The sequence below is a fragment of the Roseobacter denitrificans OCh 114 genome, assembly GCF_000014045.1.
In the GTDB taxonomy this organism is placed as follows: Bacteria; Pseudomonadota; Alphaproteobacteria; order Rhodobacterales; family Rhodobacteraceae; genus Roseobacter; species Roseobacter denitrificans.
In genome coordinates this window covers 944,910-963,660 of sequence record NC_008209.1, presented here as the reverse complement: position 1 = coordinate 963,660, position 18,751 = coordinate 944,910, and the positions used below count along the sequence as shown (strand labels likewise).

The following is an 18,751-nucleotide window of genomic DNA, read 5'->3' as shown; positions in this document are numbered from 1 at the left end:
TCAGGCGCGTTCGTCCTTGGGGGAGCCCATCACAACATAAGAGGTGATGGCGCTCACCTGCGGAATGGCGCCCAAAGTATCGGTGTGGAACGATTTGTATTCCGGCAGGTCGGCGCATTCCACCCGCAGCAGATACTCGATCGTGCCGGTGGTGTTGTGACATTCGCGCACTTCGGGCGCGCGTGCGATGGCGCGCTCGAACGCTTCCTGGCTGGCCTTGGAATGTTCTCGCAGGCCGACACCGATATAGGCGACAAACCCGCGCCCCAATGCGGTCCGGTCAAGCACGGCGCGATACCCTTTGATCAGACCCGCGCGCTCCAGTTCCTGCACGCGACGCAGACAGGCAGAGGGTGACAGCCCCACACGGTCGGCGAGTTCGATATTGCTGATGCGTCCGTTGGCGGTCAGTTCACGCAATATATGTTCGGTTTTCTGGTCAAGGCTGGTCATTAATTGTGATTATTCCGCAAAATCCGAAAATTTTGCAATCCACATATATTTCGAATGCGCCATTCTTTGCGCATGCCTTATGAAACACTCTCCGCCCTCGTGGTTTTCGCCTTTGTCAGTTCGGTAACGCCCGGGCCAAATAACCTGATGCTGATGGCCTCTGGTGCCAACTTCGGTTTTTCCCGGTCCGTGCCGCATATGCTGGGTATCGCCATCGGCTTTACGCTGATGATCGTCGCCGTGGGTGCCGGGCTGATCAGGCTTTTTGACGCCTGGCCGCCCAGCTATACGGTGCTGAAAGTCTGCTCCGTCGCCTATATGACATGGCTGGCATGGAAAATCGCGCGCGCAGGCCCGGCCAAATCGGGCGAGGCGCAGGGCAGGCCGATGACATTCCTGCAGGCCGCCGCCTTTCAGTGGGTCAACCCAAAGGCATGGGCCATGGCCCTGACCGCCCTGTCGGTCTATGCAACGGATGCCACGCTGGTTGCGTTCAGCCTTGTGGCCTTGGTGTTCGGACTGGTGAACCTGCCGTCGATCACGCTCTGGGCGGTTCTGGGCCAGCAAATGGCGCGCATCCTGACGAACCCGCTGCGCTTGCGCGTTTTCAACTGCACCATGGCCGCCCTGCTGATGGCCTCTCTCATTCCGATGCTCTGGCCCGCGTGATCCCGTTGCAAAGCCCCGCAATGCCCGCCATATAGGACCCGTTCAATCGGAGTGGCTCATGACGCAATATATGGATTTCGAAAAACCTCTTGCCGAGATTGAAGGCAAGGCCGAAGAGTTGCGCGCCCTTGCACGGGCCAATGAGGAAATGGACGTCACCGATGAAGCCTCCGCACTGGATGCCAAGGCGCGCAAAATGCTCGAAGAGCTTTATGGTGCGCTGACGCCGTGGCGCAAATGTCAGGTGGCGCGCCACCCGGAACGCCCCCATTGCCAAGATTACATCAACGCGCTGTTCACCGATTATACGCCGCTGGCAGGCGACCGGAACTTTGCCGATGACCACGCCATCCTCGGCGGCTTGGCCCGCCTGCAGGACCGCCCGGTCATGGTGATCGGACATGAAAAGGGCAATGATACGAAATCCCGAATTGAACGGAATTTCGGCATGGCCCGGCCCGAAGGATACCGCAAGGCGATCCGTTTGATGGAAATGGCGGACCGTTTCAACCTGCCGGTGGTGACGCTGGTGGACACCCCCGGCGCCTATCCCGGCAAAGGGGCCGAAGAACGCGGCCAGTCCGAGGCCATCGCCCGTTCCACCGAGAAATGTCTTCAGATTGGCGTACCGCTCGTCTCCGTCGTCATTGGCGAAGGTGGCTCGGGCGGTGCGGTCGCATTTGCCACGGCAAACCGTGTCGCCATGCTCGAACATTCGGTCTATTCGGTGATCAGCCCCGAGGGCTGTGCGTCGATCCTATGGAAAGACGCCGAAAAGATGCGCGAAGCCGCCGAAGCGCTGCGCCTGACCGCGCAGGACCTTAAGCAGCTTGGCGTGATAGACCGCATCATTCCCGAACCATTGGGCGGTGCGCACCGTCACAAAGAAACCACCATCGCATCCGTGGGCGCCGCGCTTGGCGAGATGATCGCGGAGCTGTCCGCCATGGACCGCGCGGCGCTCATCACCGAGCGGCGCAACAAATTCCTTGAACTGGGTTCAAAAGGCCTCGCCGCCTGATACCGGCACCGTCAGGGACAAGGCTTGAATCCTCAGCTTGCCAGCATCCTGAGGCCTTGCGTGACATCCGAGCGCACCGCAAGGCGCAAACCCGGCTCATCACCCGCGCGCAGGGCCGCGATGATCAGACGGTGATACTGCGGCGGTTCCTTGCGCCGCAAACGACCGTAAAGCGCGCGCATGGTCGGACCCATCTGCAACCAGACCGTTTCCGCCATGGCCAGCATCGCCGGGGCTTGCGCGCGCAAATAGAGGGTGCGGTGAAACTCCAGATTTGTGCGGATATAGCTGACCGCGTCCCGGTGGGCGACCGCCTCGGCCACGGTGGAATTTATGGTCTGCAACCGTTCGATCAGCGCCATATGTGCGCGCGGCAGGGCCCGGCTGGCCAATTCGACCTCGATCAGGGCGCGCAAGGAAGCAAGCTCCTCGATACGTTCGTTGCTGAGTTCCGGTGTCGAGACGCGCCCGGATGACGACAGGGTCAACGCCCCCTCAGCCACCAGCCTGCGCACCGCTTCGCGCGCCGGGGTCATCGAGACATCATAGTCCTTGCCGATCCCGCGCAGCGTCAGGGCCTCCCCCGGGGCGATGGCACCCTGCATGATACGCCCCCGCAAGGAACGATAGACACGGTCATGGGCAACGGGCGTCGCATCTGCGGGGCGTGGATTCAAGATCATGCTGCATTTGTGATCACGTGACCCGGGCCGTCAAGTCCCGGCCTGAAAATCACCCGAACCGGTAGCGATGCAGCGCGCCCCCTTCGCGGCGCAGCCAGGTCCTTGCAGCAGCGTAATCGCCGTAAATCCGCTCGACCTCCGCCCAAAAGGCAGGCGAGTGGTTCATCTGTGCAAGATGCGCCACTTCATGGGCGGCCACATACTCCAGAACCTCCGGCGGGGCCAGAATCAGACGCCATGAATACATCAACCGCCCCTGCGCCGTGCAGGAACCCCAGCGCGACCGTGTGTCCCGCAGCGTGATCGCGGCATAGGGTTTTCCCAGCCGCGCAGCATAGTGATCCGACGCTTGCGCGAGGCGAGTTCTGGCAAGCGCCTTGAGATGGCCGCCAAGACGCCGGCCCACACGATCAGACGCGCCGGGCACATGCACTTTACCCGCCGCAAAACTGATCCTGCGCCCCGCGCCTTCAGTCACCTCATGCGGCACACCACCGATCGGCAGCACGACACCATGGCCCACGTCGACATTTTCCGCCCGGTTGGCCAGATGCTTGCGAATCCATGTCTCTTTTTCCTGCGCGAATCCGATGGCCTCGCGTTCCGGAACATGATTTGGCAGCGTCAGCGTCACACGACCGTCCAGTTGCGAAATGCGCAGGGAGATTCGCCGCGCCCGCCCAGAGCGGCGCAGGATCAGCGGGACAGGCGGGTCGCCGGGCAGAAACGGATCGTTCATATGCTTGCTCTAATTACGATAATCACGGGTCACGGGCTGTGCCACACGCGGCAGGTCTTTACAGACCCCGCCTCATATGGCACTTGCGCTCCAATCATCTACACCTTAACCGCAAATTCAAAGGGGGTTTTCATGCCCAAGGAAGAATGGGGAACGAAACGCCTCTGCCCGACCACCGGCAAACGTTTCTACGATCTGAACGCCAGTCCGATCATCAGCCCCTATACTGGTGAAGTGGTCGAAGTGGACCTGAGCAAGTCACGCATGATCGCAGCAGACGCCGAAGACGCTGCATCCGCCAAAGCGAAAGAAGCCGATACCGAAGAAGAAGCGGTACTGGACGATGATGACGTGGATGTGGATCTCGACGATGATCTGCTGGATGATGACGACGATGACACGGACAGCGTTCCGCTTGAGGAAATCGCTGACGTTGCGGCGGACGACGACGATAACTGACCCAATTGCGCAGCGGGTTCGCTTTTACTCTTGATCCCGCTTCGCACTGCCGCTATCCAGCGGCGCAATGGGGCCTTAGCTCAGCTGGGAGAGCGCCTGCATGGCATGCAGGAGGTCAGCGGTTCGATCCCGCTAGGCTCCACCATCCTTCTCAAATTTGCGATGATGCGGCCGCGCGAATTCGTGCGATGCTGAAGCGTTTGCGCTTTCGGGCGCGAAACGGCGCACGACTTAATCCCGCGCAAAGTCAATGATCACCTGTCGGGCGGGCGGGCACCGAAACACTTGCGCCAGATGTCACAGCGCTGCGCATCGCGTTGCTCATAGGCATCAAGGGCCGCCAGCGGACTTGCATCAAACAGGTGCTCACTGTCCGTGCCGAGCGCTGTCAGGCGCATGGAATACCATGCGGTAACACCACCACGTGGCGGCAAAACGAATGTCGGAAAGACCGGATCACCCCCCGCAGCGCTTTGCCACACATTCGCAATCGCAGGGTTCAGCACCATGGCACGACCGAGGCTGATGGCATCTGCCGCGCCGCCTTGCAGCGCTTTCAGCGCCTGATCGCGCGTTTCAAACCCACCCGACAGAACGATCGGAACAGACGTCACTGATTTGGCTTTCTTGCCAAACTCGCTGAAATAGGGGCCGGAGGTCGCTAATTCATCCGAACTTGATGCGGCGCCGGGGAAATACGTACCACCACTGATGTCGATCAAATCCACGGATGTGTCATCCAACAAACGCACGACGTCCAGCGCGTCGTGATGTGTCAGCCCGCCTGCCAGTTTGTCGGTGGCGTTGATCCTGATCCCGACCGGATAAGCCGCCCCGACCGCTTGCCGAACGGCGCTGAGCACCTCTCGTATTATGCGGAAACGCCCGCTAATCGAGCCGCCATAGGAATCCGTGCGGTGATTGAACAAGGGTGACAGGAACTGGCTCAGGAGGAATCCGTGACCTGCATGGATCAGCACGCCGCCAAAGCCCGCGCTCTGTGCCAGCATCGCGGCCTGCGCATAGGCGTGGGGCAGGTTGTGAATGTCATCCACGGACATTGCGTCGCATTTCAGACCCGCAACATCCAGTGCCGAGGGGCCTCTGGGCCTGCTGATCGGCGCATGTGACAGCGCCCCCGCGTGGCCCAGCTGCGGCCAGATATGCGCGCCGTTGACGGAGCCGCGCCGTGCCAGTTCCCGCAGGGCCGGAAGGTCCGCATCCGATCCGAAAACCAGATTGCCGGGCTTCTCGGGGAAATCCGGGACAACCTGCACTTCACCAATCAGCGACAGCGCAGCCCCTCCCTCGGCCCATCGTTCGTAAAGACGCATCTGCGCCCCGGTCGGATTGCCCGCACCATCACCAAGGGAATCAGACATGGCGGATTTGATAATGCGATTCTTGAGCCGAACGCCGCAGGGCAGAAAAAGCGGTTGGGCCAATGGGTTCTTCATATCATTATCTTTCTATCGGCATATTTCGATATATCACTTTATAGGCGCGTGTTTCGATGTGATATGCTGCACCTCTACTTCCGTGGATTCAACAGTTCATCCTGAACCGCCGCGAGAAACGCGCGAATGTTCGCTTCCTCACGCCGGTAAAACGTCCATTGCCCATGGCGTTCTGCGCGCACGAAACCGGCCTGTTTCAACACCCCCATGTAATTTGATATCGTGGATTGAGACAGCTTTGCCTTCTCCTGAATATGCGCGACACAGACGCCCTCAAGGTCTTCATGCTCCGGCAGGGCGGGCGGAAAGTTTGACCGGTCTTTCAGCCATTCCAGAATCTGGCGACGCAGCGGGTTGTTCAGCGCTGATATTGATCTCTCGATGTCCATAAATCGAGATATCTCGATATAAAGGCGAAAGTCAACACCCGTGCCCGCCCCCCCGCGCAGTCGCGAAAACGAACTGACATGAGAACCCGTGTTTGCCTCCCAATCCATGCAGCGCATGGGAATAGACGCATTCACGGTTTCTCTGATATGGTGTCACAACATCGGTGCCACCTTTTGTAAATGCGCCAGTCAGGAAGCCGACACGTCGAATGAAGAAGCAACACACCCTCTTTGCTGCCCGCCATGGGTTGCTCTTCGGCCTTGTTACCTGCGGCCTTTTCCTGTCATCACCGACGCAAGCGCAGGAGGCTTTTACCCTCAACGGCCACGGCGGGCCGGTCAAGGGGATCAGCACGCAGACCGATGGCACGATCCTGACCGCAAGTTTCGACAACTCGGTCGGCATCTGGACAGACGGCACACCGCAGTGGCTGGAGGGGCATGAAGCGGCGGTGAATGCGGTCGTCCCCGTGGCCAATGATCAGATCGTATCCGCAGGGGATGACTATTCAGTCCGGCTCTGGTCGCCGCAAAACGGCACGGTGCGCGAACTTGGCAGACATAATGCCAAGGTCATCCGCCTTGCCGCCGCCCCGGACGGGCAAAGCGTCGCCTCCGCCAGTTGGGACCGGACCGTGCGTATCTGGCCGATCGACGGCGCAGCCTCGCTGCTGATCGAAGGGCATGACAACACGGTCAGCGATGTGGCCTTTTCCCCCGATGGAACGCGCGTCTATACCAGCTCAGCCGATGGCACGATCCGGGTCTGGGACGCGCAAACCGGGGCCTTCCTGAAACGTCTGGTGGAACATGGCTTTGGCATCAACACCCTGCTGGTCGCGCCTGATGAAAGCTGGCTGGCCTATGGTGCCGTCGACGGGGGAACGCGGCTGGTCTCCCTGCCCGAGGGCGTTGACATCGGCGACTTCACCGCTGATCGCCGCCCTATTCTGGCCATGGCCCATAGCGACAAGACGGACCGGATCGCGATTGGCGACGCGCAGGGCTACATCATGATGATCGACAGCAGCGCCCTGCGCATCACCGATGATTTTCAGGCCACCCCCGCCGGGCCGGTCTGGGCGCTGGCATTTTCACCGGACGGCCAGAACATCCATGCCGGTGGGATTTCTGACGTGGTACACAGTTGGCCCGTAGGCAGCCTTGACAGTGCCACGCAAATGACCGGCACCACCCGCGCCTTCATGACCGACCCAGATCAGATGACCAACGGCGAGCGCCAGTTCAAACGCAAATGCTCCATCTGTCACACGCTGGAACCGGATGGGAAACGGCGCGCAGGGCCCTCCCTTTATGGGCTGTTTGGCCGCGCCGCGGGCGCGATCAAGGATTATCCCTACTCCCCCACACTGGCCACATCAGACCTGGTCTGGACCGAAGAAACCGTTGATCTGCTGTTTGACCTTGGGCCGGATCACTACATCCCCGGCTCCAAGATGCCGATGCAACGGATCACGGGCGCGCAGGACCGCGCCGACCTGATCAGCTTTCTGCAATCGGCCACAACGCCCGAATAGGCGCGCTCAGGTCCAGCGATGGGCCTGTTCGGCCACGTCCTTGGCGATCCATTGCTTGTAGACTTCGCGAATGCGCTGCGTAACGGGCCGCGTGCCATCCCCGATCGGCTTGCCGTCAATTTCCGCAACCGGGGTCTGCGCCCCGAATGTCCCGGTCAGAAACGCCTCCTGCGCGCCATATGCCTCATAAAGCGAATAGTTCTTTTCGAAAACCGGGATGCCCTCGGCGCGGCAGATATCAATCACCGTCTGCCGGGTAACGCCGTTCATGCAGTAATCACCGGTGGAGGTCCACACCTCGCCCCGCCGCACGATAAAGAAATTGCAGGCATTGGTGGTGTTCACAAACCCATGCGGGTCCAGCATCAGCCCCTCATCCGCCCCCGCCTGCTCCGCCTGCAAACAGGCGATGACGCAGTTCAGCTTGGAATGACTGTTGTACTTGGCATCCTGCGACATCGGCAAACCGCGCACCTGCGGCACGGTGGCCAGACGAATGCCGCGATCCTGCAAGGCGGTCGCGGGCTTGGAATGTTCCATGATGATGACCAGCGTTGGGCCGGTGCGGCTCAGGGACGGGTGCTGAAAGGGTTTCGCCTTGAGGCCCCGCGTCAGCATCAAACGGCAATGAACATCCGTGACCATATTGTTGGCCCTGGCCGTCTGTTTGAGCGCCTCCATGATCCCGTTGCGGTCCATCCCCACATCCAGAGAGACCGCCTTGCAGCTGTCAAAAAACCGATCCATATGCGCGTCGAAAAAGCTCCAGACCCCGTCATAGAGCCGCATGCCTTCCCACATCCCGTCGCCCAGCATGAAGCCCGCATCATAGACCGACACCTTGGCGGCATCACGGTGCAAAAGCTGCCCATTGATGTAGATCTTGATGTCGCGGTTGCGCGGGTCATCATCGGCATCATGGGTGGTCAGGGTCTCTGTATCCATATCGGTGTCCTCGGCTCATTTTTGCGCACGCAATCAGAATGCAAAGGGTTGCGCAAGCCCAGCCCGGCGCGCCACCAGAGTGTCGTTGCCCTGCGACACCTGCGGGCGTGATCCGAAAAGGTGATCGACTCTCGACCGTCAAAGGCATAACGACGCCTCAACAGGTCGCAAGCGACCGACTGAAGCCACCTCCCGTGGCTCTACCGATAGGATATTTCGTGCTCAAGACCCTTTCAGATGCGCTGGCCGAACAAGGCTATGACACCCTCACCCCGGTTCAGGAAGCCGTCACCGCACCCGAACTGGCAAAGGCCGATTTGCTGGTCTCGGCACAGACCGGGTCCGGCAAAACGGTCGGCTTCGGGCTGGCGATTGCGCCCACACTGCTGGGGGAGCAGGAACATTTTGGCCCCGCAGGCACCCCGCTGGCGCTGATCATCGCCCCGACACGCGAGTTGGCACAGCAGGTCGCGCGCGAACTGTCCTGGCTCTATGCCAAGGCGGGGGCGGTCGTGATCTCCTGTGTCGGCGGCATGGACACGCGCACCGAACGGCGTGCCCTTGATCGCGGGGCTCATGTGGTTGTGGCCACGCCGGGGCGGCTGTGCGATCACATCAAGCGTGGCAATATCGAACTGTCCGGCCTGCGCGCCGTGGTTCTGGACGAAGCGGATGAAATGCTCGACCTCGGGTTTCGCGAAGAGCTTGAATTCATCCTCGATGAAGCGCCCACGGACCGCCGCACCCTGCTGTTTTCCGCAACCGTGCCAAAGGCCATCGCCAAGCTGGCCGAAAGCTATCAGCGCGATGCGCAGCGCATCGAAACCGTCTCCGAAACCCGCCAGCACGCAGATATCGAATACCGCGCCCTCAACACACATCCGCGCGACGTGGAAAACGCGATCATCAATGTCCTGCGCTTTTACGAGGCCAAGAACGCGATCGTCTTTTGCAACACGCGCGCCGCTGTTGCGCGGCTTACGACGCGCTTTACCAATCGCGGATTTTCGGTCGTCGCACTCTCGGGTGAGTTGACCCAATCCGAACGCAGCAACGCCTTGCAAGCGCTGCGCGATGGGCGCGCGCGCGTCTGCGTTGCCACCGATGTGGCCGCGCGCGGCATTGATCTGCCCAACCTCGAACTGGTGATCCACGCCGATCTGCCGAGCAATTCCGACACGCTGTTGCACCGCTCCGGGCGCACGGGGCGGGCCGGGCGCAAAGGGGTCTCGGCGCTGATCGTGCCCCCGAAACTGCGCACAAAGGCGAACCGTCTGCTGGGCTGGGCGAAACTCAAAGCGGAATGGGGCACACCGCCTTCTGCGGCTGAGGTCAACGCGCAGGATACCGCGCGCTTGCTGTCGGATCCGCTGTGGAATGCCACCGTCAGCGAGGAGGCCGAAGAGCTTGTCGCGCAACTCGCGCAGGATTTCTCCGCCACGCAATTGGCGCAGGCGGTGGTGAGCTTTTATCAGGCGCAACGCTCCGCACCCGAGGAATTGACCGATCCCACAACCCCGGATGACCGGCCTCGCAAGACCTTTGGCCCCTCGGTCTGGTTCTCGGTTTCAGTCGGGCGCGACGCGGGTGCCGAACCCCGCACACTCCTGCCGATGATCTGCAACAAGGGCGATATGACAAAGGATGACATCGGCGCCATCCGCATCCGGCAGGACCAGAGTTTTGTCGAAGTGCTGGCGTCACGGGCGGATGGGCTGGTTGCCGCGCTCGGCAGCGACATGACGCTCGAAGCCGGGGTTGTGCTGACCCGTCTGGCCCAAGCACCCGATCTGGGGCAGGACCGTCCCGGCACCAGCAAGCCCGGTGCCAAACCACACCGCAAAAAACGGCCCGAGGACCGCGATGCCCGTCCTGAACGCGCCGCAAGACCTGCCCGCGCTGCAAGCCCCGCGCAGGACGCACGCAAGGACAAACCGCACAAACCGGCGGCCGCCGCCAAAGGCAAAAAGCCACCCAAATCACACAAGACCGAACGCTCCCCCATGAAACCGGGGGCCGCGCCCAAACCCAAAAGCACCAGAGGCGAAAACCCGGATCGCAAACCCGGCAAGGCCAAAGCGGTCTGGACAAAGGACGCCCGCGACACCGCCAGAGCGGAAAAAGTCACCCGCGACAAGGCTCACCGCGAAGACAGCGGTGCCGGGCGCCCCACAGCAAAAGGTGGCCCCAGAAAAGACCCAAGCGCATCGAAAAAGCGCGCCGCAGATACATCAAAACGCTTCGTGCCCCCGCATAAACGCGGCAAATCAACCGGCAAGGGCCCGAATGCGCGCCCTCAGCGCAAAGGCTGAGGCGCACCTGAAGCGTCATGCGAAAAACATGAATCACGCAACGCTGCCTGAAATCCAGGATTTCAACGCGCTGCGCGATACTTGATGTTCGAGGTATTTCGTCAGACGCCTGAAGCGTCATGCGAAAAACATGAATCACGCAACGCTGACTGGAATCAAAGATTTCAACGCGCTGCGTGATACGTGATGTTTCAGATATTTCCTCAGACGCGCTAGGCGGCCCGGTAGACCCGCTGCGCCTCGGCGAATGACAGCAGACGGCGCTGCTTTTCGTCCCACAGATGCAGGCGCGCGCTCGCCAGGCTTTCCGAAATACTCAGGCGTTGCGCCTGCGCCAACTCGCGATGATCGCGCAGCACTTCGGTCAGGCGGTAAAACGGGATCCGGCTATAAAGGTGATGCACATGGTGGATGCCGATATTGGCGGTAAACCACTGCAGCCATGTGGGCATCACGTAATGGGACGATCCGTGCAGCGCTGAATCGTACATGTCCCAGTCGTCGTGCTGATCCCAATGTGTCTCTTCAAACTGGTGCTGCACGTAAAACAGCCACACGCCCAAGGTCGCCGCAACCATGGTGGTCGGCACAAAAATCAACAACACAGGCAGCAAGCCACCAAACCAGACAATAGCCGCCAGCAGCAAAACCGCCAGCAGCGTCGTGCCCAAAGAACTGACCCAGACGCGCCAGCCCCCATCCATCTGCCCCAGGGGCAGGCGGTTTTCCACGTAAAACACATAGGCCGGCCCCAGCAGGAAAAGCACAATCGGGTTGCGATAGGCCCGATACCGCAGGCGGCCAAAAACAGAACGGGCATGGTATTCATCAACGGTCAGGGTCATGACATCGCCAATGCCGCGCCGTTCCAGATTGCCGGCACCGGAATGATGCATGGAATGCGACTTGCGCCAGACATCATAGGGCGTCAGCGTCAGAACGCCCAAGCCCCGGCCCAGCCAGTCGCTCAGGCCTCGATGCGCAAAGAAAGACCCATGCCCGCAATCGTGCTGAATGCAAAACAGCCTGACAAGGAAGAGACCGTTCAGACAGGCCAGCGCAAAACTGGCCAGATAGCTGACAGGGATCAGCAGCCATGCCACGGCCCATATGGCGATAAAGGGTGCAAGCGTCACAATGACTTCGAAAATCGACCTGCCCAGCTTAGGTTCTCTGTATTGCGCGAGGATACGCACCCAGCCCGCAGAAGTGCCCGGCGAAGGCGACACCGGCGTGGCCTCCCTAAACGGAGTTTCGGATGTCATTGGTGTCTGCCTCTTCGCGATCGTTTCTTACATCTGTCTTGAGTGGGATGATCACACAAGGGTCCTGACCATCTCCCAACACAGCCGCGTTTTCGATGCCCCGATACCTATGCCCCGAAAAAGCCCCTCAAGTCACCCGTTTTTCGCATCAAACCGGCGTGACACATTCACTTTTGCGAAAACAGGGCCCAAAAGGCCCCGTTTTTTCTTGTCTGACACCGACCGGGTCAGCCTTTGCCCTTCCACGGCACAAGGATGCGTTCGGCCCAACGCATCAGCATATCAATGCCAAAGCCGATCACGCCGATCAGGATAATCCCCATGATCACGATATCCGTATTCTGGAATTTGGACGCGGTCATGATCATCATCCCCGCCCCTTGTTCGGCCGCGACAAGTTCGGCGGCCACAACCGTGCCCCAACAAACCCCCATCGCAACACGCGCGCCGGTGAAAATTTCGGGCAGGGAGTTGGGTACGATGACATATCGCATGATCTGCCATTTGCTGGCCCCCAGGCTATAGGCCGCGTGCACCTTTGATATCTTGACCCCCGACACGCCTGAGCGCGCCGCAATCGCCATGATCCATAAGGCAGCAAGGAAAAGCAGTATGATCTTGCCCGACTCCCCGATGCCCGCCCAGATGATGACCAGCGGGATCAGCGCCAGGGGCGGCACCGGTCGCATGAATTCAACGATTGGGTCAAACCAGCCACGGAACCAGTCCGACAGGCCCATGGCATAGCCCAGCGGAATGCCCACCAAAGCGCCCAGCATGAAGCCGACAACCACGCGAAACAGCGAATATCCAAGGTGCTCCACCAGCGTGAAGTTGCGAAAACCGTCCTGAACAATCTCGATGGAGCGGGTCCAGACGGCCTCCGGCGACGGCAGATAAAGCGGCTCCATCTGCCAGCCCCTGGTCGGCGCAAAATTCGGCGTGCCCTTATCCGTCAGCGTGACCGAACCACCCTCCACATCCACAGTTTCCCCCGGCGCGATCTTCTCCCCGTTGATGGCAATGACCCGCGCGCCGTCCTGTTTGGTCAGATCATCGTTACGGGCAACATTGATCAGGCCCGTGCGCCACTGCGCAATCGCGGCAGAATCGTTCTTGGCAAAGCCATCCCCCGGTTCAACCTCCGGCGCATCGGTATCAACCTCGCGCGGGTGAACCACGACCGTGACCGTTGCATCATCCGGGGCCTGCCCTTCGACCTGTGCGGTATAGGTGAAGGTCGATGTGCCCACGAAAGGCCCCGGCGCATGCAGAAAACCCGGCAAGAGGCTGGACCCGGTGAAAATCCCCCACAACAGAAAAATCGTAAGGATCGAAATGACGCCCGCCGCCCGGTTGGGCCGCACCGCACTTTCATCCCCGAAGGTCACGGTCTTGAGCGAGGTGTAATCCTTGGCCGCCGCGCGATGCACGACTTTGGTGACGATGAAAAAGGCGGCCGTGAAAATACAGATATAGATAAGGAGAGGGATCATGCCGCGTCCTCCTTTCCGCCCATGATTTCTTCTTCCATGTCCCAGATCATGTTCAGGATTTCCTCACGACGCGGCCCGAATTCCGGGTGCTTCTTGACCTCGCGCAGATCGGAATCAACGCCAAGATCGGCAAATGGCAGGCGGTATTCCTTGTGAATGCGCCCCGGGCGCGGGGCCATCACGATCAAACGCTCGCCCAGCAGCAAGGCTTCTTCGACCGAATGGGTGATCAGGATGATCGTCTTGCCCGTCTCTTTCCACAGCTTCAGCACAAGGCTCTGCATCTTTTCGCGCGTCAAGGCATCGAGCGCGCCCAGCGGTTCATCCATCAGGATCACATCCGGGTCATTCGCCAGACAGCGGGCAAGGGCCACGCGCTGCTGCATCCCGCCTGACAATTCGTAAACCGCCTTTTCCTTGAAATCCTGCAAACCGACAACGTCCAGCAGGTGATCCACCGTCTTGTCCTTGTCGACCTTTGGCGTGCCCTTCATCGACGGGCCAAAGGCTACATTCTCGCGCACCGACATCCACTCGAACAGCGCGCCTTGCTGGAACACCATACCGCGTTCGGCATCCGGCCCGGTAATGCGGTGGCCGTTCAGGATCAACTCACCCGAGGTCGGGGCCAGAAAGCCCGCAACGATGTTCAGCAATGTGGTCTTGCCGCAGCCCGACGGCCCGAGCACGCTGAGCAATTCACCCGCCTTGAGGTCCAGCGATACGTCCTGCAATGCCTGTACGTGATCACCGTTTGGCAATTCAAAACGCATCGACAGATTATTAATGGAAAGTCCGGTCATCGTGTCCCTACCTGTTCCCTTGGTCAGAGCGGCCGGCCGGACAGGCCTGGACCTGTCTGCGGCCCCCGAAAAAGAAACGGCGCAGGTTGGTCCTGCGCCGTTTCCAACCGTCTTACATGCTGCTCGCGGCAGTCAATGGACCGGTGTTCACGGCATCCTCGTAGCTGTCCAGCGCGGAATCGATGGAGCCCGCCTCGACAAAGACATCCGCAACACCCTTCATGAAGCTGGCCGCATTGCCACCAAGCCACGCCTCGGAAAGCTGCTCTTCGACCGATGGGAACTCAAAGGTGGAAATCGAACTGCGCGCAGCCTCGATGTCCATACCGGACTGCTCCGCGATCACGGCGAGCATCTCATCGCTGCCATTTGCTTTCCACTCCGCGTTGGCCGCGGCGGTGACGGCGGCGAATTTCGCCACGGTTTCACTGTTTTCCGCGATGTAGGACGCAGGCGCGGATGTCACATCGAATACCAGAATGCCCAGTTCCTGCTTTTCCGCACCGGTCAACAGCACGTTGCCGTATTCCTTCATACGCGCAAGACCACCGCCCCAGCCGCAGGCGAAATCAACCGCGCCCTGGCTCAGTGCCGCAGCCCCTTCTGGCGGGGCCATATCGACAATCTGCAAAGAGGCCAGATCGACACCGAAATGGTCCATCTGACGCAGGAAACCATAATGCGCGGCAGTCCCCAGTGGCACGGCCACTTTCTTGCCCGCCAACTCGCCCGCGCTGTCCTTGTCGATCTCCAGCGCTTCGGCAACCACGCAGTTGTCGTTTTCCGAATAGGACACGGCGACGTCGATCACCTGAATATCCTGCCCGCCCGAGGTCGCAACCACGAAGGGCGGCACACCTTGCGACACGGAAATCTGCACATCACCCGACGCCATCGCCGCAGACATCGCCGTGCCGGTTTCGAAAGACACCCAGTTCACCTTCATGCCCAGCGCCTCGTCATATGCGCCCGATGCCTTGGCGGCGAGGAATGGCATGGGCCATTCAAGGAAATAGCCGACGGTGATTTCGCCATGGCCGTCTGCTGCCGCAGTTTGCGCGCCCAGGGCCATGACGGCCCCTGCTACAAATGCACATGCTGTTCTTTTGATCATTCGTATTTCTCCCGTTGATCGTTGCCCGATCCTGTTTGATCGGCGTTTTTTGTCGTGCGTCCCGGTTTTCCACCGGTCTTGTTTTTCGAACACAGCAGTATCCAATGTCAGAATGTCTGCTCCTGCAAGGCAATTATTGCGGCCAGAACTCAATTGGGACGAAACTGCGCGGAATTTGAACTCCTCTGATCCTGTGGCCTGATCCGGCACGAACGTGTTTGACTGCGCAGGCTCAACGCCGCAGTCGGCCCGCGCACTGTGAGGCGCAGGATCACGCGAGTGGAATGACCACTTTCGCACTCTCCATGAGTCCAGTTGCCGAGAATACACCGCTGTTTGCGCGCCCTGCCCTTGAGATGTGAAACCCCCGCATTCTGTGCGTCTTCTCAGTGCAGACCCGCAAAAATACAGCATCCGCAAGGTGCGGTTCACCCACGGGACCATGCACGCCCTGTCACAGCACAGGATGATTTCATCAGGATCACACCCTAAGTTGTGATACTATGCAGAAATACACCTTTAATTTGGCACTATACTCACGGCCAAACTGGACCTACTGACAGATGTTAAAATTCTGTCACCTTCTGCTAACCTGTGGCAGCGTGACCGAATCCCACGACACCGAAGCACCATACGAGAGGTCTTAATCATGGACGGCAATTTCAATGAAAATGATATCTCCCGCGTCGTCGAAGCAGACCGCGCGCATATCTGGCACCATCTGAGCCAGCACAAACCTTACGAGACAACAGACCCGCGCATCATTGTCGAAGGCAAGGGCATGAAGGTTTGGGACCAGAAGGGCAAAGAGCATCTTGATGCCGTCTCCGGTGGGGTCTGGACCGTCAATGTCGGCTATGGCCGCGAACGCATCGCCAACGCCGTGCGGGACCAGTTGGTCAAGTTGAACTATTTCGCCGGCTCCGCAGGCTCCATCCCCGGTGCCATGTTCGCCGAGCGTCTGATCGAGAAGATGCCGGGGCTGAGCCGCGTTTATTACTGCAATTCCGGCTCCGAGGCGAATGAAAAAGCCTTCAAGATGGTCCGCCAGATCGCGCACAAACGCTATGGCGGCAAAAAGCACAAGGTGCTTTATCGCGAGCGTGACTATCACGGCACCACCATTTCCGCCCTTTCCGCAGGCGGGCAGGACGAACGGAACGCACAATATGGCCCCTTCACGCCCGGTTTCGTGCGCGTGCCCCATTGCCTTGAATACCGCGCCTTTGAACAGGAAGGGGCGCCACAGGAAAACTACGGTGTCTGGGCGGCGGATCAGATCGAAAAGGTAATCCTCGCCGAAGGGCCCGATACCGTGGGCGGCCTGTGCCTTGAACCGGTCACTGCAGGTGGCGGGGTGATCACGCCCCCCGATGGCTACTGGGAGCGTGTGCAGGAAATCTGCCACAAATACGACATCCTGCTGCATATCGACGAGGTCGTATGCGGCGTCGGTCGGACCGGCACATGGTTCGGCTATCAGCACTACGGCATCCAGCCGGATATGGTCACGATGGCCAAGGGTGTCGCGTCCGGTTACGCGGCGATCGCCTGCCTTGTGACCAATGAAAAAGTCTTCGACATGTTCAAGGATGACGCCTCGGATCCGCTGAACTACTTCCGCGACATCTCGACCTTTGGGGGCTGCACGGCGGGTCCGGCAGCTGCGCTGGAAAACCTGTCGATCATCGAAGAAGAAGGCCTGCTGGACAACACCACGGAACAGGGGGCCTATATGCTCGACTGTCTGGGCGGCTTGATGGACAAGCACAAGATCATCGGCCAGGTGCGCGGCAAGGGGCTGTTCCTCGGTGCCGAACTGGTCGAGGATCGCGACACGCGCAAACCGGTTGACGAAAGGCTCGCGCAAGCGGTGGTCGCGGACTGCATGCAACAGGGTGTGATCATCGGCGTGACCAACCGCTCTCTGCCGGGCAAGAACAACACGCTGTGTTTCTCGCCCGCCCTGATCGCCAGCAAGGATGACATTGACCACATCTGCGACGCGGTGGACGGTGCGCTGTCGCGCGTTTTCGGCTAAATCGCACTCTGCCGGACAATTTGCGCAACGTTACATGAAAAAGCCCCGGCACTGCCGGGGCTTTCCTTTTACCGATGACGGGACAGTATTTCAGGCCAGCGTCAGACAGGCCGCGATCTCATCCTTGAGCTGCAAGCGTTTCTTGCGCATCTCCAGCATGTGAAAATCATCTGTCGGCTCGACGTTTGTTTCCGCCCTGTGGATCGCACGGTTCAGCGTGTGATACTCATCAAACAGCTTCGCGAAATGGCCATCTCTGGCTTTCAGATCGCTGATTTCCTGCTGCATATGCGGAAATTCCTCGGCCAGCTCGTGTGGGACATGTGTCATTCTTTTCTCCATGTGTTGGGATGTCAGGTCCTGCGGGTGTCAGGATGCAATGAGGATGCAAGAATATGATCGGCATCCGTGACCACATGACTGGCCGAACGCACGATCAATGGGTCCGGCGCGCAGGCCACGGATGTGTCCTTGTCCGGATACTCAAAGGTCGACAAAAAGTGCCGCATGCAATTCAGCCGCGCGCGTTTCTTGTCGTTTGAGCGCACCACCGTCCAGGGCGCATCCTTGGTGTCCGTGTAAAAGAACATCGCCTCCTTTGCTTCGGTATAGTCATTCCATTTGTCCAGGCTGGCGCGGTCGATCGGCGACAGCTTCCAGCGCTTCAAAGGGTCCGTTTCGCGCGATTTGAACCGCGCGCGCTGCTCATCCTGCGTGACAGAGAACCAGTATTTGCGCAGATGGATGCCGCTGCGGGTCAGCATCCGTTCGAATTCCGGCGTCTGGCGCATGAATTCGAGGTATTCTCCGGGCTCGCAGAAATTCATGACCCGCTCCACGCCGGCACGGTTGTACCAGCTGCGGTCATAGAGCGTGATCTCCCCCGCCGTGGGCAGATGTTTGACGTAGCGCTGGAAATACCACTGACCGCGTTCCTCGTCCGACGGCTTGTTCAACGCCACGACGCGCGCCGCCCGCGGGTTCATATGCTCGGTAAAGCGCTTGATCGTGCCCCCCTTGCCCGCCGCATCCCGCCCCTCGAACAGAATAACCGCCTTTTGCCCTGTCTGCTGAATCCAAAGCTGCGCCTTCAGCAACTCGACCTGCAACTCTGCCTTTTGCTTTTCATACGCCGCCCGGTTCATTTTCTCCGGGTAGGGGTATTCGGATTGCTCAAAAACGGCTTTCTGACCGTCGGCGACTGCGACATCTTCGGGCAATGCGTCCTGTGGGGCATCTTTCATCATGGACTCCTTGACTATATCTGCCCCAATTATCGCCACTCTGCGGCCCGCGCGCCCTGACTCAGATCAAATCAACGCGCTTTTCACTTGATTTTACGGCTATTATTGATACTTCTGGTTTCA

Annotated in this window: 18 protein-coding genes and 1 tRNA gene; 7 read left to right on the top strand and 12 right to left on the bottom strand. The window is 59.8% G+C overall.

Translation table 11 applies throughout. From position 1 onward, the window contains the following. Positions 1-453, bottom strand: coding sequence for an Lrp/AsnC family transcriptional regulator (locus RD1_RS04605; RefSeq protein ID WP_011567287.1), 453 nt, complete (start codon positions 451-453; stop codon positions 1-3). Between the two features lie 72 nt (positions 454-525). Between RD1_RS04605 and RD1_RS04600 the strand changes: the two genes are divergently transcribed. Next, on the top strand, positions 526-1,122 hold the full coding sequence (locus RD1_RS04600) for a LysE family translocator (protein WP_011567286.1): 597 nt from the start codon (positions 526-528) through the stop codon (positions 1,120-1,122). Positions 1,123-1,180: 58 nt separating this feature from the next. After that, positions 1,181-2,143 (top strand): acetyl-CoA carboxylase carboxyltransferase subunit alpha, encoded by a 963-nt coding sequence (locus RD1_RS04595; protein ID WP_011567285.1) that lies wholly within the window; start codon positions 1,181-1,183, stop codon positions 2,141-2,143. A 32-nt stretch (positions 2,144-2,175) separates the two neighbouring features. Here the strand turns inward: RD1_RS04595 and RD1_RS04590 are convergent, their stop codons facing one another. After that, on the bottom strand, positions 2,176-2,826 hold the full coding sequence (locus RD1_RS04590) for a GntR family transcriptional regulator (RefSeq protein ID WP_044032947.1): 651 nt from the start codon (positions 2,824-2,826) through the stop codon (positions 2,176-2,178). 49 nt (positions 2,827-2,875) lie between these two features. Further along, positions 2,876-3,565 carry a M48 family metallopeptidase gene (locus RD1_RS04585; RefSeq protein ID WP_011567283.1) on the bottom strand — a complete coding sequence of 230 codons (690 nt, stop codon included), beginning with the start codon at positions 3,563-3,565 and terminating at the stop codon, positions 2,876-2,878. A 132-nt stretch (positions 3,566-3,697) separates the two neighbouring features. On the opposite strand from RD1_RS04585, the gene RD1_RS04580 reads away from it, so the two are divergent. Together RD1_RS04580 and RD1_RS04575 are read left to right on the top strand one after the other, a co-directional pair. Next, a complete protein-coding gene (locus tag RD1_RS04580; protein ID WP_011567282.1) occupies positions 3,698-4,024 on the top strand; it encodes a TIGR02300 family protein in 327 nt (108 codons plus the stop codon). A 69-nt stretch (positions 4,025-4,093) separates the two neighbouring features. Beyond that, positions 4,094-4,169: transfer RNA gene (locus RD1_RS04575), tRNA-Ala, on the top strand. Between the two features lie 109 nt (positions 4,170-4,278). On the opposite strand, the gene RD1_RS04570 is transcribed toward RD1_RS04575, so the two are convergent. Both RD1_RS04570 and RD1_RS04565 read right to left on the bottom strand, forming a co-directional pair. Beyond that, a complete protein-coding gene (locus tag RD1_RS04570; protein ID WP_011567281.1) occupies positions 4,279-5,481 on the bottom strand; it encodes an NADH:flavin oxidoreductase/NADH oxidase family protein in 1,203 nt (400 codons plus the stop codon). 74 nt (positions 5,482-5,555) lie between these two features. Then, positions 5,556-5,870 (bottom strand): ArsR/SmtB family transcription factor, encoded by a 315-nt coding sequence (locus RD1_RS04565; protein WP_011567280.1) that lies wholly within the window; start codon positions 5,868-5,870, stop codon positions 5,556-5,558. A gap of 209 nt (positions 5,871-6,079) precedes the next feature. Here RD1_RS04565 and RD1_RS04560 point away from each other — a divergent pair, with 209 nt between their 5' ends. Further along, entirely contained in the window at positions 6,080-7,408 is a 1,329-nt protein-coding gene (locus RD1_RS04560) for a c-type cytochrome (RefSeq protein WP_011567279.1), read from the top strand. 6 nt (positions 7,409-7,414) lie between these two features. Here the strand turns inward: RD1_RS04560 and RD1_RS04555 are convergent, their stop codons facing one another. Beyond that, the gene (locus RD1_RS04555; RefSeq protein ID WP_011567278.1) at positions 7,415-8,353 is read right to left on the bottom strand and encodes an aminotransferase class IV; all 939 of its coding nucleotides are present in this window, start codon (positions 8,351-8,353) and stop codon (positions 7,415-7,417) included. A 218-nt stretch (positions 8,354-8,571) separates the two neighbouring features. On the opposite strand from RD1_RS04555, the gene RD1_RS04550 reads away from it, so the two are divergent. After that, positions 8,572-10,665 (top strand): DEAD/DEAH box helicase, encoded by a 2,094-nt coding sequence (locus RD1_RS04550; RefSeq protein ID WP_044032946.1) that lies wholly within the window; start codon positions 8,572-8,574, stop codon positions 10,663-10,665. 212 nt (positions 10,666-10,877) lie between these two features. Here RD1_RS04550 and RD1_RS04545 read toward each other — a convergent pair whose 3' ends face one another. The 4 genes from RD1_RS04545 to RD1_RS04530 form a co-directional block, all read right to left on the bottom strand. Continuing rightward, positions 10,878-11,930 (bottom strand): fatty acid desaturase, encoded by a 1,053-nt coding sequence (locus RD1_RS04545; protein WP_011567276.1) that lies wholly within the window; start codon positions 11,928-11,930, stop codon positions 10,878-10,880. Between the two features lie 227 nt (positions 11,931-12,157). Beyond that, positions 12,158-13,426: an ABC transporter permease gene (locus RD1_RS04540; protein WP_011567273.1), complete on the bottom strand. Its 1,269-nt coding sequence runs from the start codon at positions 13,424-13,426 to the stop codon at positions 12,158-12,160. Next, positions 13,423-14,229 (bottom strand): taurine ABC transporter ATP-binding protein, encoded by an 807-nt coding sequence (locus tag RD1_RS04535; RefSeq protein ID WP_011567272.1) that lies wholly within the window; start codon positions 14,227-14,229, stop codon positions 13,423-13,425. The genes RD1_RS04540 and RD1_RS04535 overlap by 4 nt, the downstream gene beginning before the upstream one ends. Before the next feature lie 112 nt (positions 14,230-14,341). Continuing rightward, entirely contained in the window at positions 14,342-15,343 is a 1,002-nt protein-coding gene (locus RD1_RS04530) for a taurine ABC transporter substrate-binding protein (RefSeq protein WP_011567271.1), read from the bottom strand. Positions 15,344-15,992: 649 nt separating this feature from the next. On the opposite strand from RD1_RS04530, the gene RD1_RS04525 reads away from it, so the two are divergent. Next, entirely contained in the window at positions 15,993-17,384 is a 1,392-nt protein-coding gene (locus RD1_RS04525; RefSeq protein ID WP_011567270.1) for an aspartate aminotransferase family protein, read from the top strand. 90 nt (positions 17,385-17,474) lie between these two features. Here RD1_RS04525 and RD1_RS04520 read toward each other — a convergent pair whose 3' ends face one another. Further along, positions 17,475-17,714, bottom strand: coding sequence for a YdcH family protein (locus RD1_RS04520; RefSeq protein ID WP_011567269.1), 240 nt, complete (start codon positions 17,712-17,714; stop codon positions 17,475-17,477). A gap of 23 nt (positions 17,715-17,737) precedes the next feature. Beyond that, entirely contained in the window at positions 17,738-18,628 is an 891-nt protein-coding gene (ppk2, locus tag RD1_RS04515; RefSeq protein ID WP_011567268.1) for a polyphosphate kinase 2, read from the bottom strand. Positions 18,629-18,751: the final 123 nt, after the last annotated feature.

Bases quoted from the DNA above. Each gene is read 5' to 3' on its own strand.
- RD1_RS04605 (WP_011567287.1), bottom strand. From the start codon at position 453: ATGACCAGCCTTGACCAGAAAACCGAACATATATTGCGTGAACTGACC.
- RD1_RS04600 (WP_011567286.1), top strand. From the start codon at position 526: ATGCCTTATGAAACACTCTCCGCCCTCGTGGTTTTCGCCTTTGTCAGT.
- RD1_RS04595 (WP_011567285.1), top strand. From the start codon at position 1,181: ATGACGCAATATATGGATTTCGAAAAACCTCTTGCCGAGATTGAAGGC.
- RD1_RS04590 (WP_044032947.1), bottom strand. From the start codon at position 2,826: ATGATCTTGAATCCACGCCCCGCAGATGCGACGCCCGTTGCCCATGAC.
- RD1_RS04585 (WP_011567283.1), bottom strand. From the start codon at position 3,565: ATGAACGATCCGTTTCTGCCCGGCGACCCGCCTGTCCCGCTGATCCTG.
- RD1_RS04580 (WP_011567282.1), top strand. From the start codon at position 3,698: ATGCCCAAGGAAGAATGGGGAACGAAACGCCTCTGCCCGACCACCGGC.
- RD1_RS04570 (WP_011567281.1), bottom strand. From the start codon at position 5,481: ATGAAGAACCCATTGGCCCAACCGCTTTTTCTGCCCTGCGGCGTTCGG.
- RD1_RS04565 (WP_011567280.1), bottom strand. From the start codon at position 5,870: ATGGACATCGAGAGATCAATATCAGCGCTGAACAACCCGCTGCGTCGC.
- RD1_RS04560 (WP_011567279.1), top strand. From the start codon at position 6,080: ATGAAGAAGCAACACACCCTCTTTGCTGCCCGCCATGGGTTGCTCTTC.
- RD1_RS04555 (WP_011567278.1), bottom strand. From the start codon at position 8,353: ATGGATACAGAGACCCTGACCACCCATGATGCCGATGATGACCCGCGC.
- RD1_RS04545 (WP_011567276.1), bottom strand. From the start codon at position 11,930: ATGACATCCGAAACTCCGTTTAGGGAGGCCACGCCGGTGTCGCCTTCG.
- RD1_RS04540 (WP_011567273.1), bottom strand. From the start codon at position 13,426: ATGATCCCTCTCCTTATCTATATCTGTATTTTCACGGCCGCCTTTTTC.
- RD1_RS04535 (WP_011567272.1), bottom strand. From the start codon at position 14,229: ATGACCGGACTTTCCATTAATAATCTGTCGATGCGTTTTGAATTGCCA.
- RD1_RS04530 (WP_011567271.1), bottom strand. From the start codon at position 15,343: ATGATCAAAAGAACAGCATGTGCATTTGTAGCAGGGGCCGTCATGGCC.
- RD1_RS04525 (WP_011567270.1), top strand. From the start codon at position 15,993: ATGGACGGCAATTTCAATGAAAATGATATCTCCCGCGTCGTCGAAGCA.
- RD1_RS04520 (WP_011567269.1), bottom strand. From the start codon at position 17,714: ATGACACATGTCCCACACGAGCTGGCCGAGGAATTTCCGCATATGCAG.
- ppk2 (WP_011567268.1), bottom strand. From the start codon at position 18,628: ATGAAAGATGCCCCACAGGACGCATTGCCCGAAGATGTCGCAGTCGCC.